Origin of the sequence: Burkholderia thailandensis E264, from assembly GCF_000012365.1 — a bacterium.
Classification (GTDB): Bacteria; Pseudomonadota; Gammaproteobacteria; order Burkholderiales; family Burkholderiaceae; genus Burkholderia; species Burkholderia thailandensis.
Genome location: NC_007650.1, coordinates 1,470,774 through 1,486,457 on the forward strand (window position 1 = coordinate 1,470,774; position 15,684 = coordinate 1,486,457).

The window sequence follows — 15,684 nt, forward strand, 5'->3', positions numbered from 1 at the left end:
GCCCAGCCATGACCCACTCTGTTTTCGCACGGTTCGAGCAAGTGTGCCGCAGCAGTCCGCAAGCGGTCGCGTTGGAGAGCGGCGAGCGCCGTCTCACGTACGCGCAGTTGCATGACATGGTCGCGTCGATCGGCGCGCGTCTCGCCGCGGCGGGCGTGACGCCCGGCGCGCTGCTCGGCATCTTCCTGCCGCGCGACGTGCGGCTGCCGGCCGCGCTTCTGGCGTCGCTCGGCAGCGGCGCCGTGTACGTGCCGCTCACCGAGAAATATCCGCCCGAGCGCCTGCGCGAGATCATCGAGACGCACGGCATCGAGCACGTCGTCACGACCGATGCGCTCGCGTCGCAATTGCCCGCGTCGTGCGGCAAGATCGTGCTGCCCGCCGAAGGCTTCGAGAAGGCCGACTGGCTGCCCGCCGCCGTGCGCCCGCAGAACGCGCCCGTCTACGTCGTGTTCACGTCCGGCTCGACGGGCACGCCCAAGGGCGTGCTGATCGGCGAGCGCAATCTCGGCAATCTGATCGACTGGTATCGCGCGGCCTTCAGCGCCGAGCAGCGGCGCTCGGTGCTCGCGTCGACGCAGATCACGTTCGACCTGTCGGTGTTCGAGCTGATCTGCACGCTTTGCACGGGCAGCAAGGTCGTGATCGTCGAGAACGTGCTGCAACTGCTCGACGACGGCGCGCCGTGCGACGTGAGCCTGATCAACACGGTGCCGTCGGCGGCGCGGGAGCTGGTGCGTCACCGCAAGTTCCCGGCGGCGGCGCGCGTCGTGAATCTGGCGGGCGAGGCGCTGTATCAGGATCTCGTCGACGATATCTACGAAACGGCGCCGCAGGTCGAGCAGGTGTTCAACCTGTACGGCCCGTCCGAGGACACCACGTATTCGACGGGCCACGCGGTGCCGCGCCGCGCCGCGAGCCGCACGGTCAGCATCGGCCGCTCGCTGCCGGGCAAGCACGCGCACATCCTGGCGGACGATCTGACGCCCGTCGCGCCCGGCGAGGTCGGCGAGATCTGCCTGAGCGGCGAAGGCGTCGCGCTCGGCTATCTGAACGACGCGAAGCTGACGGCCGAAAAATTTCCGACGATCGGGCACGGCCCGCTCGCCGGGCAGCGCATCTACCGCACGGGCGACCTCGGCAGCTTCGACGGCGACGGCCTGCTGCGCTATCTCGGGCGCGCGGACCGCCAGGTGAAGGTGCGCGGCGTGCGGATCGAGCCGGGCGAGATCGAGGTCGCGCTGCGCAGCATCGAAGGCATTGCGGATGCGGCGGTGGTGAAGGTCGTCGATGCGGCGAACAACGATCAGTTGGTCGCGCTCGTCGTCGCGCAGCCGTCAGCCCCGAGCGCGAACGACGTGCTGGACCGGCTGCAAACGCTGATCCCGGCGTACATGGTGCCGTCGCGCGTCGAGCTGATCGACGCGATTCCGCTGAACGGCAACGGCAAGACCGATCGCACGAAGCTCGAGCAGATCGCCGGCGCGCTGTTCGGCGCTGCGCCGAGCGCCGACGACATTCAACCGCGCGTCGCGGAGATCGTGGCGAAGCTGATGTCGCGAACGGACGTGGCGCCCGACGCCGATTTCTTCCGGATCGGCGGGAATTCGCTGCTGAGCGCGCAACTGACATTCATGCTTCAAAAGCAGTTCTCGGTGACGCTCAGCATCGCCGACGTGTTCCGCCATCGGACGATCGACGCGCTCGCGGCGATCATTCGCGAACGATCCCAAAAGGCCGCGAAGACGGCGCCTGCGGCTGCCGGCCAACCGCCGGCGGCGACGCAGTCGACCCCCGGCAGCGCAGGCGCCGCGGACCGGATCGTATTCGCGACGCCCGCGCAGCGCGGGATCTGGCTGCTCGAAAACAGCCCCGGCGGCCGGGCGGTGTCGAACGCGCCGCTCGTGTTCGATTACGCGGGCACGCTCGACCGCGCGCTGCTCGAGCGATGCGTGGCGCAACTGCTCGAGCGCCATGCGATCCTGCGCAGCAACTACGTGTGGGAGGACGGCAGCCTGCGGATCAAGTGCAACGCGCGCGCGTCGTTTCGCATCGAGTCGGTCGATCTCGGATCGCAGACGCCCGACGCGCAACGGGCGAAGGCGGGCGAGCTGGTCGCGCGGGAGGTGATGCGCCCGTTCGATCTGCGGCGCGATCCGATGCTGCGCGTGACCGATATCGCGTTCGGCGAGCGCGCCGGACAACTGGTGTTCGTGTTCCACCACATCGCGGTCGACGATCGGGCGCTGAACATCGTGTTCTCCGAATTGCAGCGGCTCTACAACGCGGGCGGGGACCCGACGGCGATCGGCGCCGCGCCCGCCCGGCAGTTCGCCGACTACGCGGCGGCGGCGCGCGATGCGAACGCGCGGCTCGGCGCGAATCTCGATTACTGGCGGCACAAGCTGGCCGATTACCGCGGCGCGACGCCGTATCTGGTCGACGCGCAGGCGAAGCCCGCGTCGCGGTTCGCCGGGCGGCTCCATTTCCATAGCGTCGCGCAGGACGTGAGCCGGAACCTCGAAGCGGGCGCCGCGCGCCGCGGGCTCACGCCGTTCGCGCTGTTCGCGGCCGCCGTCGCGTGCATCGTGCACCGCGCGTCCGGCAGCGACGACGTGACGATCGGCACGTTCTTCTCGAATCGCGATCACTTCCAGGACAACGAGCTCGTCGGCTTCTTCGTCAATACGCTGCCGCTGCGCATGCGAATCGATTCCGGCTGGGATGTCGATCAGCTCGCGCAGGCGGTGTCGGCGACGCTCGCGGACGCGCATTCGCATCGCGACGTGGCGACCGAGGACGTGTTCGACGCATTGCGGATCAACAACACGCTGCGCCGCGCGGCGTTCCGGGTGATGGTCAACCTCGAGCCCGAGCAGGCGGAGGTGCTGACGATGGGCGCGCTGACGGCCCGCCGGGCGCTGCTCGACCGGCATGTCGCGAAGTACGACTTGCTCTTCTCGTTGCGCAAGGAGGACGGGGACTATCGCGTGCTCGTCGAATACAACACGGATCTCTACGACGGCGACGTCATTGCGAGGGTCTGCGCGAATCTCGACCGGGCGCTCGCGGCGCTGACGGGCGCGACGCGCGAGCGGCTCGCCGCGATTGCGCTGCCGAATCCGCTCGAGCCCGGCGAGCCGGGCGGCGAGGCCGCCGATGCGAAGCCGAAGGCGGCCGCCGACCTCGATCTGCGCGCGGTGGTTCGCGACATCTGGGCGAGCGAGGTCGGCAACCGGACGTTCGGCGACGACGAGAACTTCTTCGACGTCGGCGGCAGCTCGCTCAAGATCATGACGGTCTACGAAAAGCTGTCGAGCTTCCTGAAGGACAACGGCTTCGAGAAGGAAATCGACATCGTCGATCTGTTCGAGCACGTGACCGTCGCGACGCTGACCGATTTCCTCGGGGAATTGATCGAACATGACGCACTCGCACAGTGACGTGGGCGCGCGCCCTTCCGGCGCGCCGGAGGGCCGCCCGATGGACATCGCGATCGTCGGCGTGAGCGCGCGCGTGCCGGGCGCGCGCGACGTCGACGCGCTGTGGTCGCTGCTGATGTCGGGCGGCGACGGGCTCACGACGTTCGAGCCGCACGAGCTCGCGGCCGAGCTCGCGCCGCTCGGCGATGCCGAGCGGGCGCGCTACGTTCCGCGGCGGGGCGTGCTCGACGGCATCGAAGCGTGCGACGCGGGCTTCTTCAACCTGTCGGCGGCGGAGGCGACGCTGCTCGATCCGCAGCATCGCGTGCTGATGGAGCTTGTATGGGAGGCGCTCGAGGACGCGGGCGCGGCCGATTGCGCGGGGCGCAACGTCGGCGTGTTCACGACGTCGGGGCTGAGCCACTACCTGATCAAGCATCTGCTGCCCGACCCGGCGATCAGCGAGCGGCACGGGCAGTTGCAACTGCTGATGCTCAACGACAAGGATTTTCTCGCAACCCGCATCGCGTACTTCCTGAACGTGCACGGGCCCGCCGTCAACGTGCAGACCGGGTGCTCCAGCTCGCTCGTCGCGCTGCACTATGCGTGCCTGTCGCTGCTGCGGCGCGATTGCGAAATGGCCGTCGTCGGCGGCGTGTCGATCGCGCTGCCGCAGCAGGCGGGCTACGTGTTCTCGGAGAACATGATCGGCTCGCGCGACGGCTTTTGCCGCGCGTTCGACAGCGACGCGTCGGGCACCGTGCGCGGCAACGGCGCGTGCGCGGTCGTGCTCAAGCCGCTCGCCGAGGCGCTCGCGGACCGCGATCCGGTGTGGGCGGTGATCAAGGGCACGGCGCTCAACAACGACGGGCGCGACAAGGTCGGGTTCACCGCGCCGAGCCCGAAGTGGCAGGCGGACGTGATCGATGCCGTCTATCGCCGAAGCGGCGTCGCGCTCGACGACGTCGATTTCGTCGAAGCGCACGGCACGGGCACACCGCTCGGCGATCCGATCGAGGCGAGGGCGATCAATCAGGTGTTCGCGCGCGCGGGCGCGCGCCGGCCGCGTTATCTCGGCGCGCTGAAAACCCAGATCGGGCATCTGGATACGGCGGCGGGCCTCGCCGGGTTGATCAAGCTGTGCGTTGCGCTGCGAAACGGCACGATTCCGCCGACCTCGCACTTTCGAACATTGAATCCGCGCATCTCGCTCGACGATTCGCAGTTCACGATCAACACCGAGCCCGTCGCGTGGCCCAGACGCGACGCGCCGCGATACGCCGCGCTCAGTTCGTTCGGCATCGGCGGCACCAACGCGCACGTGGTCGTCGCGGACGCGCCGGCGGGCGAGCGGGCACCGGCGGCGGGAAGTGCGGCAAGCGTGGAAAGCGCCGAAAGCGGCCCGCATCTGATCGTCGTGTCGGCGAAGAGCGCCGCCTCGCTCGATGCGCTGAGGAACGCCTACGCGGACGCGATCGCGGCGCTCGACGACGCGGCGCTCGCGGATTTCGCTTACTCGACGCGCGTCGGCCGCCGCGGCTTCGAGCATCGGCTGGCCGTCTGCGCCGACGGTCGCGCGGACGCGGTCGAGCAACTGCGCGCGGCGCGCGCGCGATTCACTGCGAAGACGGTGGAGGGCGTGAGCGTCGCGGCTGCCGACGCGCCTTCGATCGCGGCGCGGCTCGGCATCGCGTCGCCCGAGCGCGCGGAACGCCCGGTTGAAGCGATCGCCGCGCGGCTCGCCGAGCTGGGCGTCGCGATCGACGCGGGCGCGGCGGTCCGGCTTGGCATTGCCGACGGCCGGCTTCACGTCGTCACGCCGGACGCGTGGTCCGAGGCGATCGACGCCGCGACGCCGGACGCCACCGGCCGCCATCTGCAGGCGGCGCTGTGGCGCGCGGGCGTGGCGGTCGATTTCGGCCGCGACACCGGCTCGGCGGCGCGCAGACGAATCCGGATTCCGACTTACCGGTTCGACCGGCAGCGACACTGGATCGACGCCCCGTGCAGCCGGCATGGCGACGGCCGCGACAGCCAGTCCGCCGGCGACGCCGCGCCGGATGCGCGGCGCCGGATGCCGCCCGCCGAGCAGCCGACGAGCCTCGTCGCGCTCGAAGCGGCGCTGCTGTCGCACTGGCGCGGCTTGCTGGGATTGCCGACGCTTCGCAGCACCGACAACGTTTTCGAGCAAGGCGCGGATTCGCTCACGGTCGCGCAGTTCGTCGCGCAACTGACGTCGGAGCGCGCGCTGCCCGTGCACGTCGTCGACTGCTACAGCGAGCCGAGCGTGGGCGGCCAGGCGCGCCTCGTCGGCGCGCGCATCGGGCTGGGCGGCCCCGCCGCGGCGGCAGCGCAAGCGAGCGCGCCGGCACCCGAAGTCGAGAGATTTGACAACCTTTAAAGCGAGATTGCAGTGACGAGCCAATATTTCCTCAAGAAGAACGTCAAGATCGAGCCGCTGGTCAATCGCTGGCACGCCAATCCGTGGCTCGTGTATCCGCCGACGGCGGCTTATCTGATGCGGCATCACCTGGACATCATGACGTCGTTCGTCAAGCACGCGGCGCTGCACGAGAAGGCGGCCGGGAGCCGGAAGATTCGCGGCGGACCGTTCGTGCAGGGACTCGGCGCGGACGACGTGCCGGCGATGGAGGCGCTGATCGAGGCGACGCGGCGAGACGGCGCCCATCTGTTCGGGCTCGCCGACGATCTCGACGCGCTGCGCGCGGCGCTCGGCGCGGCCGACGGCCATAGCCTCGTTCCGTTCTACGAACAGGTGCCGCCTCGCTTGCGCGGGATGGTCGAGCTCGCGTATCAGGCGGGCAACCACGCATATGCGCGGCTCATGGAAGGGCTGTACTACGACGCATACGACACGAGCGCGCTGCAGTCGTTCGCGCTGGCGCCGCTGTGGGACGACAGCCGGCCGTTCTGCCTCAGCACGCCGCGGCTCGACACGAGCGGCGACGTGCTGCTCGACATTCCGTTCGCGGACCCGCTCGCGGTCGCGCTGACGGCGTCGCGCCGCAACGGCCTCACGCCCGCGCAATTCGAGGCGATTCTCGATCGCCGCTCGAAGGGCACGCGCGCCGACGCCGTCGCCGCGCTCTTCTCGGACGCCGCGCCGGAGCACCGCCCGGCCGAAGCGCACGAGCCGCGCGTGCGCTACTTCGGCCACGCGTGCGTGCTCGTGCAGACCGGCACGGAAAACCTGCTGTTCGATCCGCTGATCAGCTACCCGTTTCCCGGCCAGTCGCCGCGCTTCACGTTCGACGATTTGCCCGACGTGATCGACTACGTCGTGATCACCCATTCGCATCACGATCACTTCGTGCTCGAGACGCTGCTGCAGATCCGCGATCGCGTGAAGACGATCGTCGTGCCGCAGAACACGCACGGGCAACTGATGGACCCGTCGCTCAAGCACGCGGCGCACGCGCTCGGATTCGAGAACGTCATCATGATGAGCGAGTTCGACACGCTCAAGCTCGGCGGCGGCAAGCTGCACGCGGTGCCGTTCCTCGGCGAGCACGGCGATCTCGACATCCGCAGCAAGCTCGGGTTTCTCGTCGAGGCGGGCGATCGGCGCGTGCTGATGGTCGCGGACAGCAACAATCTCGACGACAGGCTGTACGAACACATCCGCCGCCGCTACGGCAAGGTCGACCTGCTGTTCATCGGCATGGAGTGCGAGGGCGCGCCGGTGTCGTGGCTGTACGGGCCGATGCTGAACACGAAGCTCGCGCGATCGATGGACGACAGCCGGCGTCTCAACGGCTCCGGCTCCAGCGCCGGCTTCCGGCTGGCCGAGATCGTCGGCGCGGATCGCGTGTTCATCTATGCGATGGCACAGGAGCCGTGGCTCACGTTCATCAGCAGCCTCGAATACGACGAGAGCTCGTTCGCGATGCGCGAGGCGAGAAAGATGATCGACGCGTGCAGGCAGGCGAACGTCGACGCGTGCCTGCTCAACGGCTGCGTCGACATTCCGTTGCGCGCGCGGTGACCGGATGGATCGCGCTCATCGAGAATCGGCGAGTCCGGTCGAGACGTTGCTCGACGGCATGATCGGGAAGAACGCGTATTTTCCGCGCCGCATCGGCGGCGCGATGCGCGTGCATGCACTCGGCGATCATGCGGTCGTCAACAGCGGGCTCGCGACCGACACGTTCAATCTGGTCATCAGCCGGGCGGCCGACGGGGCGCAGGCGAACGCGGTCGCGCCGATCGCGCGCGACTTCGACGAAGCCGGCCTGCCGGCCGCATGGTGGACTTGCCGCAGCGGGCCGGACGCCGCGTTCTCGCGAGCGCTCGGCGACGCGGGATTCGTCGACGACGAAACGAGCGTCGGGATGCTCGCCGAGCTGGACGCGCTGCCGTGCGTCGAGCCTCCGCGCGGATTCCGGGTGCGCCAGATCAGCGAGGCGGGCGACGTCGCGCGCTTCGGCGCGCTGATCTGCGCGCTGTTCGATCCGCCCGATCCGTTCGTCGACGCGTTCTATCTGCACGTCGCCGCGCTGGAGATCGACACCGCCGAGCCGCTGAAGCTGTTCATCGGCGAGATCGACGGCCGCGCGGTCAGCACGGCCGCGCTCTATCTCGATGCCGGCACCGCGCACGTGTTCGACATCAGCACGGCGGCGCACGCGCGAAGGCGCGGCTATGCGCGCGCCATCACCCACTTCGTGCTCGCGCATGCGAGAGACCGGCTCGGCGCGGACCGCGCGGCGCTGCAGGCGTCGCCGGAAGGTCTGAACGTCTATCGGCGTCTCGGCTTTCGGCCGGTGTGCGAGTTTCGCGTGTATTCGAACCGCGCCGCGGTTCTGGAGAGAAGCCATGACCAGCATCCCCGTTAGACTCGATCAGTTTCCGCCCGCCGCCGATCCGGCCGCCCCGGCGGCGGCGTTTCCCGCTCCGGCCGCGAAGGCCGCGATCCGCACGCTGGTTGCGCCGTCGCCCGGCGGCGCGCACGTGCTGTGCATTCCATGGGCCGGCGCGAGCATCGAGCGCTTCTTCGCGTGGAAGCGGCATCTGCCGGCGGGCGTCGGTTTGTCGGGCGTCCAGTTGCCCGGACGCGGGGCGCGCGCGCACGAGCCGTCGCCGACGGATCTCGTCGCGCTGCTCGACGAGATCGCGGCCGAATACCTCGCGCTGCCCGATCCGCCGCGCATCCTGTTCGGGCATAGCTTCGGCGCGCTGATCGCGTTCGAGATCGCGACGCGCGTGAGCCGCGCGGCCGGCCAGGCGGGCGGCGATCCGTTCGTGCGGCTCGTCGTGTCGGGGCTGTCCGCGCCGAGCGTGATCGCCGAGGAAAAGCGGATCGCCCATCTCGACGACGACGCGTTCAGCGCGGAAGTGCACGCGCTCAACGGAATGCCGCCTGAAATCGCGCGCAGCCCCGAATCGCTGCGCTACTTCATGGCCGTCCTGCGATGCGATTTCCGGCTGTACGAATCGTATTCGTTCGACGCGGATCGTCCGCCGCTGCGCTGTCCGATCGCCGTGTGCTCCGGCCGCGACGATCCGAGCGTGTCGGAGCACGGGCTGAACGCGTGGGCCGCGCTCACGACGGGCGAGTGCCGGCGTCACGATTTCGACGGCGATCACTTCTTCATCGCGGACCACGCGGCCGCGATGCTCGGCCTCGCGCTGGACGCCGAAAGCACGCTCGTCGGCTGAGCGGCGCCGCCTTTCTTTCCATTCCTTTTCTCGAATCGTCATTTCCTGTCGACCACGTTCATGAGCGAGACTTCGAAGCGCCATCCATCCCTCGTGTTGATCCTGATTCCGGTCGTGATGCTCGGCCAGCTCTCGATGGACATGTATCTGCCCGCGCTCGGCAGCCTGCAGGCGAGCATGCGCGCGACGGGCAGCGAGCTCCAGATGACGCTCAGCGCGTTCGTCGTGTCGCTCGGCGTATCGCAGTTCCTCGTCGGCGAGTTCGCGCGCCGCGCCGGGCGAGGGCGCGCGATCCGGATCGCGCTCGTCGGCTTCGTTTGCGCGACGGCCGGCTGCGCGGTCACGTCGTCGATCGCGCTCTTCATCGTCTGCCGCGCGGTTCAGGGCATCGCGGCGGCGGTGTGCGTCGCGCTGTCGTACGCGGTGATCGCCGATAACGCGAAGGACAGCCACGAAAGCATGCGCGGGATGACGATGCTCACCGTCGCGTCGACGGTCGCGCCGCTGATCGCGCCGGTGGCGGGCTCCCAGGTGCTTCAGCTCGCCGGCTCGTGGCGGGCCGTCTTCATGCTGCTGCTGTGCGTCGCGATCGTCGCGGTTCTCGCGTTCTTCGCGCAACCGGCGGCCCGCTTCGATGCGCGCGCGCACGATGCGTCGAAGCCGGCCCGCAAGATCTATCTCGGGATCGTGACGTCTTCGCAATTCTGGCGCTATGCGCTGCTTTGCTCGATCGGCACGACGATCAATTTCTGCTTCTTCTCGTTCCTGCCCGGCATCCTGCTGGTTCAGAACGGGCTTACGCAGAACCAGTTTTCCGCCGCGTTCTTCCTGTGCGGGCTGACCGAGATCGCGGGCTCGCTGCTCGCGCCGCGGATCAGCAAACTGATCGGCCCTCCGGGACTGGCGGGGCTCGCCTGCGTCTGCTGCGCGCTCGGCGGCTTCGGCGTCGCCTATTTTTCGACGACGCCAAATGCCGTCGTGCCGATCGTCGCCGCGTTCTCGATCGTCGAGCTGGGAACCGGCATGCTGATCGCGCCGTGCTTCTCCGCGGCGCTGTACCTGTTCCGCTCGACGTCCAACGAAGCGTCCGCGATCTGCGGTTTCCAGCAATTCATGATCGCGGCCGGCGTCGCGACGTTCGCCGCCGCGATGAAGTGGCAATCGTCGTACGCGCTCGGCATCCTGATCGGCGTCGCCGCGCTGATCGGCGCGGCGCTCTGCGGCACGCTGCCGGGGGGCGCGCAAGCCGACGAGCAGACGGCGGGGGTGCCGCTGAATTCAGACTAGCGTTCGGCCGGATTCGATTCGCCCCGCGCGTGTCGCGGGGCGATCGTCCGGGGAAGCGGGCAAGGCGGTGGAATGAGCCCGCTCGGGAAAGCCGCGACGGAAGGCGAGAGAAGAAGTTGGTGGAAGAGGCTGGTGAGCAAGAGGCTGGTGAGCAAGAGGCTGGTGAGATGGGCCGCCCGGCGAATCGCCCGGCAATCGGCGAATGATCGACGGCTTCGCGAAATCGACCGATTGCCGGCGTGCCCGTTTGGCGCTTGCCGGCTTACTGATAGAACGGCTTCGGGCCGGACACCATCACGCGCCGCATGATGCGATTGCCGACGGGCGGATTCGGCGAGTTGGTGTGGATCAGCGATGCGTTGTCCCAGATCACGAGGTCTTCGTTCGTGTAGCGATGGCGGTAGATGAAATCCTCGTTGCGGCAATGCGCGAAGATGCGATCGAGGATCTCGTCGCTTTCCTCGTGTGAATAGCCTTCGATCCGGTCCGTGTGCGCCCAGTTGACGAAGATCGAGCGTCGGCGCGTATGCGGATGGGTGCGCACCGCGGGATGCGAGACGGTCGGCTTGAAATCGTCTTCCGCGATGTTGAGATCGAAGCCGATCTTCCTGCATCGCTTCACGAGGCTGCTGTCGAGACTGAAGATCGCGTTCCTGCCGTCGATCGCCGACTTCAGTTCGTCGGGAAGCGTCTCGTACGCGGCGAACATGTTCGCGAACCAGGTGTCGCCATGCGCATCGGGCACCGATTCGGCGTAGAAGAACGTCATTTTCGCCGGATGTTCGAGATAGCACAGATCCGAATGCCAGAGCTCGAACGGCGGCGTCGGGTAGCCTACCGGCTTGCCGTCCGTCGTCACGTTCGACACGATCGTCATTTCCGGGAACGAAGACGTGTTGGTCGTCATCGGGTGCGGTTCGAGCTCGCCGAAATCCCGGCACGCGGCGACTTGCTGCTCGCACGACAGGCGCTGGCCGGGAAACACGAGCAATTGATGTTCGGACAACAAACCGATGATGTCGTCGCGCGTCTGCGACGACAGCGGTTGCGAAAAATCGATGCCTCGAATCTCTGCGCCGAGCGCAGGGGACAATTTGCGTGAAATCATGCGAAATCCTGTGGTGACGATGTTGGATCGTGATGCGCTTCGAGCGGAATCCGGATGCGAATTCGATTTCGATATTCGATCGGAAATTGGATTCCTGATTAAATTAAAGGAATGAAAAAAATATCGTTCGGAATACGTGCTGTCTAGCTATCAATTTTCACAGGTCGCTATCGCGGATCAGGACGATATCGAGAATCGCAAAGGCGAATGAATGGCTCGAATGGCGTGAAATCGATTTTCCGCCGGGGCCGAGTTCGCCGTTGCAGATTCACGCGCGCAACCGCGACGCGCGACTTCGACCGGCTCATTCGGTTCCGGACCGTGGCCGAAGACGGCCGAAGGGCGCGGCTCACGGCTTGTTGCGGCACGTCGAACACGCACGATCCGCTGGACGTGGCGCGGCGCACACGCTTGCACGCCGCGGGCGCATCACACGCCCATACGTTCGCCCGCGATTCGCGCCGCACGTCTCGCGCGACGCGCGCGCATTCCGTTTCGAGCGTTTACTTCACACACGCGCCGCCGGCGGGTTTTAAACGATCGTTATCCGATCGGACGACATTTCCGGCTTTCTCCGCAACGATTTTGCGATGCGACTCAAACGGCGAGTGCCGCAGCCGTCGCGTCGGCCGGCCGACTCTCGACCTTTGTCCGCCTTGACCCCGCGCACGACGGATGGCTCAATCAGCCAGCGCCGTGCGTAAACCCGTCGAAAGCGGGCCGCCGGCCGAACTTTCCACCGAACAAGATCCGAGAACAACTGGAGGAGCTACATGAAATTTGCGCGTTTGATCGCGGGCGCGAGCGTCGCGCTTGCCGCATCGTTCGCTCACGCGGGCGTATCCTGCCGGCCCGCAACGCCCGCCGAAGCGGCCGTCTACACGACGCCGTTCCAGTTTCCCGGCGTGAGCTCGCCGAAGGACGGCACCTGCTGGGTCAACAACCAGACCGTCATTGCGACGGACGGCACGCGGCTCACGGCGAACGTGTTCCTGCCGAAAATCACGAGCCCAGACCAGAAGTTTCCGGCGATCGTGATGATCTCGAGCTGGGCCGCATCCGATTTCTTCGAATACCTCGGCCAGCAGCGCAAGCTCGCGCAGGACGGCTACATCGTGCTCGCGTACACCGCGCGCGGCTTCTATCTGTCCGGCGGCCAGGTCGAGGTGGCGAGCCCGCAGGACGTGAAGGACGTGTCGTCGGCGGTCGACTGGGTGTCCGCGAACACGCCCGCCGATCCGGACAAGCTCGCGGTGAGCGGCATCTCGTACGGCGCGGGGCTGTCGCTGCTCGCGCTCGCGCAGGACAAGCGGCTGAAGACGGCGGCCGCGCTCTCCGGCTGGGGCGATCTCGTCGATCAGCTGTACGGGGCCGAGTCGCCGAACGCGACGTGGAGCTCGGTGCTGTTCCTGTCCGGCAAGGTGACCGGGCGGCTCGATCCGATCGTCGACCAGTACGTGAAGGCGCTGCTCGATCCGAACACGACGCAGGCGAAGGTCGAGGAGATCACCGCGTGGGCGCAGGCGCGCTCGCCGTCGACGTATCTCGACACGCTGAACCGCCGCGGCGCACCGATCTTCATCAGCAAGAACTTCGAAGACGACATGTTCACGCCGAATTCGTCGATGAAGCTGTTCTCGAAGCTGACGGTGCCGAAGAAGCTGCTGCTGAATCCGGGCATCCATGCGCAGGCCGAGATTCCGGGCGCGCTCCTCGGTGCGCCGAACTATCCGTACGATCAGGCGCATCGCTGGTTCGACCGCTGGCTGAAGGGCGTGCGCAACGGCGTGGACACCGAGCCCCAGGTATCGATGCAGATCAAGTTCACGAATACGCGCGAGTCGTTCGACACGTGGCCCGCGAGCAACGTGCACGCACAGACGCTGTACATCGGGCCGCGCGGCGCGTTGCGCTGGGATCTGTCGTGCCTGTGCACGAAGGGCGTTTCGGGTACGCTGCAGGGCGCGCCGAACCGCACCGCGGGCGCCGACCTGATCCAGAATTTCTCGGACACGACCGCGACGAGCGGCCCGATTCCGGTGCTGTCGACGTTCGGCGAGAGCCTCGGCGCGCCCGTCGTCAATCAGCTCGCCACCGTCAATCTCGCGACGGGCGTGCGCTACGAGGGCGCGGCGCTCGCGCAGCCGCTGCATCTGCGCGGCGCGGCGCAGCTGAACCTGCGTGCGACGCCGTCGCAGGCGCGCGCGCAGGTGGTCGCGTATCTGTACGACGTCGATGCGCTCGGCTTCGGCAAGCTGATCACCCACGGCGCACGAACCGTGCACTGGGCGAACCCGGGCACGACGATCGATTTCCCGATCGAGTTCTCGGCGATCGCGTACGACGTGCCCGCGGGCCATCACATCGGTGTCGTGCTCGATACGCGCGACAGTCTCTACCAGCCGCCCGTCAATCCGGGCGAACGGTTCGGCGTGACATTCCAGTTCGACCCGAACCGGCAATCGACGCTCGTGTTGCCGGTGCGCTCGTGACGCGGCGCGCGCATCGGACGCACGACGCACGTCGCCGTCCGGCCGCGCGCATGGAATACAACGCCCGGCGCGGTCGGCCGGGCGTCGACAAAAAAATGGACGGTCGTATCGCTACGCCGTCCTGAAGCGCCTCTTTCGAGGTAGGGTATTCGTTCGCCGGTCTTCGATCCCGCTTTCCTCGTGCCAGCCGGTCTGCTCCCCGTATGAGTCGGCCCCGTCGCTGCGCGGCTGGCCTGCCCCTGCCTGTCCTGGCGAGGACTGTCCCCGTCGCGTTCGTCCCGCCTGCCTTTCTTCTTTCCCCGTAGCGATTGTTCTGTCCGCGATCCGTGCGGCCGGCGTCACACGCGCGCGAGGCCCGCCGGATCGATGATGCGAATCTGCTTGCCGCGCGGCGCGATCAGCTTGTCGCGCTGGAACTTCGACAGCATCCGGCTGACCGTCTCGAGCTTCATGCCGAGGTAGCAGCCGATTTCCTCGCGCGTCATCCGCAGGTTGAATTCGGCCGCCGAGTAGCCGCGCTTCTGGAAGCGCTCGGAGATGTTGAGCAGGAACGCGGCGACGCGCTGCTCGGCCGTCATCGTGCCGAGCAGCATCATCTGGCTCGATTCGCGCACGATCTCGCCGCTCATCAGCCGATGGACGTGGTGCTGCATCGGCTTGACTTCGCGGCACACCGCCTCGAGCTGTACGAACGGGATGATGCAGACCGTGCTGTCCTCGAGCGCGATCGCGTCGCTGTTGTGATGGCCGGCGCACACGCCGTCCAGGCCGAGCGTTTCGCCGACGATCTGGAAGCCCGTCACGTGCTCCTGGCCGTCGCGATGCATGACGACCGTCTTGAACGAGCCGGTGCGCACCGCGTAGATGCTCTGGAACGCGTCATGCGTGCGGAACAGCGTGTCGCCGCGCTTGACCTGGCGCGTCGAGCAGATCAGCGCGTCGAGCTTCGCGAATTCGTGTGCGTTCAGATCGGCGGGCATGCAGACCGTGCGCATCGCGCAGCTCGAGCAGCGCGGGACCTGACGCTTCGCCGCGTCGTCGCGCGCGGCGACCGCGCGCAGCGGCATCGTCACGCGCGGCCGCTGCGCGGGCGTGATAGCGTTGTGCGTTTGCGCTTGCAACATGATCTGCTCCTGTCATTCGGCCGCGCTTGGTCGGTGCGCGCTGGCCAGGGTTCTCACGGTGCGGCAGGCGGCGTCGACGTCGGCGGTCTTGTCGAAGAAGAAATCCGCCCCCGCTTCGCTGCATGCCGCGCGAAATGCCGCCCCGGACAGGTTGGTCAGCACGATCTTGACCACCCTCGGAGCGGCGCGCGTCAGCGCCGAAATCAATTCGAGCCCGCTGCCGCCCGTCAATCGCAATTCGATGACGGCGACGTCGGCGCCCGTTTCCAGAATGCCTGCCAGCGCGGCCGGGACGTCCTCGGCCTCGCCGACCACCGCGACCCCGACGATCGTCTCGAGCAGCGACGTAAGGCGATCTCTGACAGGGGCCGCGTGGTCGACGAGAAACACTCTCAGAGGAGGGGTCGGCTCGCGTGCATCCATGGCAGGCAGTATGGGCCGCGCGGTCGCGACGCGAAATCAGCGCCAGGTGAAAATGGGGTAGGCGTTGGCTCGTTCGCTGTAGGGATATTCCTACGAGGGTTTGCGCCGATGCGGACACGAAATCGGGGCCGGATGCCGGGCGGGCAGTG

The 15,684-nt window shown here is 67.6% G+C and carries 10 protein-coding genes; 7 read left to right on the forward strand and 3 right to left on the reverse strand.

The features are described 5' to 3' along the window. Positions 1-8 precede the first annotated feature (8 nt). From BTH_RS06330 to BTH_RS06355, 6 genes are read left to right on the forward strand one after another with little or no spacing between them, the layout of a single operon-like run. A complete protein-coding gene (locus tag BTH_RS06330) occupies positions 9-3,443 on the forward strand; it encodes a non-ribosomal peptide synthetase (protein WP_009896836.1) in 3,435 nt (1,144 codons plus the stop codon). After that, a complete protein-coding gene (locus BTH_RS06335) occupies positions 3,424-5,823 on the forward strand; it encodes a polyketide synthase (RefSeq protein WP_009896837.1) in 2,400 nt (799 codons plus the stop codon). Before BTH_RS06330 ends, BTH_RS06335 begins: the two co-directional genes overlap by 20 nt. A 12-nt stretch (positions 5,824-5,835) precedes the next feature. Further along, a complete protein-coding gene (locus BTH_RS06340) occupies positions 5,836-7,428 on the forward strand; it encodes an MBL fold metallo-hydrolase (RefSeq protein WP_009896838.1) in 1,593 nt (530 codons plus the stop codon). Positions 7,429-7,432: 4 nt separating this feature from the next. Then, positions 7,433-8,278: a GNAT family N-acetyltransferase gene (locus BTH_RS06345; protein ID WP_009896840.1), complete on the forward strand. Its 846-nt coding sequence runs from the start codon at positions 7,433-7,435 to the stop codon at positions 8,276-8,278. After that, complete coding sequence (locus BTH_RS06350) at positions 8,259-9,101, forward strand: thioesterase II family protein (protein ID WP_009896842.1); 843 nt, start codon at positions 8,259-8,261, stop codon at positions 9,099-9,101. The genes BTH_RS06345 and BTH_RS06350 overlap by 20 nt, the downstream gene beginning before the upstream one ends. Before the next feature lie 60 nt (positions 9,102-9,161). Next, positions 9,162-10,388: an MFS transporter gene (locus BTH_RS06355; RefSeq protein WP_009896844.1), complete on the forward strand. Its 1,227-nt coding sequence runs from the start codon at positions 9,162-9,164 to the stop codon at positions 10,386-10,388. 262 nt (positions 10,389-10,650) lie between these two features. On the opposite strand, the gene BTH_RS06360 is transcribed toward BTH_RS06355, so the two are convergent. Continuing rightward, positions 10,651-11,496 carry a TauD/TfdA dioxygenase family protein gene (locus tag BTH_RS06360; RefSeq protein WP_011401204.1) on the reverse strand — a complete coding sequence of 282 codons (846 nt, stop codon included), beginning with the start codon at positions 11,494-11,496 and terminating at the stop codon, positions 10,651-10,653. 773 nt (positions 11,497-12,269) lie between these two features. Between BTH_RS06360 and BTH_RS06365 the strand changes: the two genes are divergently transcribed. Continuing rightward, positions 12,270-13,988, forward strand: coding sequence for a CocE/NonD family hydrolase (locus tag BTH_RS06365; RefSeq protein ID WP_009896848.1), 1,719 nt, complete (start codon positions 12,270-12,272; stop codon positions 13,986-13,988). 338 nt (positions 13,989-14,326) lie between these two features. Here BTH_RS06365 and fnr read toward each other — a convergent pair whose 3' ends face one another. Further along, the gene (gene fnr / locus BTH_RS06370) at positions 14,327-15,055 is read right to left on the reverse strand and encodes a fumarate/nitrate reduction transcriptional regulator Fnr (protein ID WP_085952895.1); all 729 of its coding nucleotides are present in this window, start codon (positions 15,053-15,055) and stop codon (positions 14,327-14,329) included. Between the two features lie 69 nt (positions 15,056-15,124). Continuing rightward, positions 15,125-15,535, reverse strand: coding sequence for a response regulator (locus BTH_RS06375; RefSeq protein WP_009896854.1), 411 nt, complete (start codon positions 15,533-15,535; stop codon positions 15,125-15,127). Between the last annotated feature and the right edge of the window lie 149 nt (positions 15,536-15,684).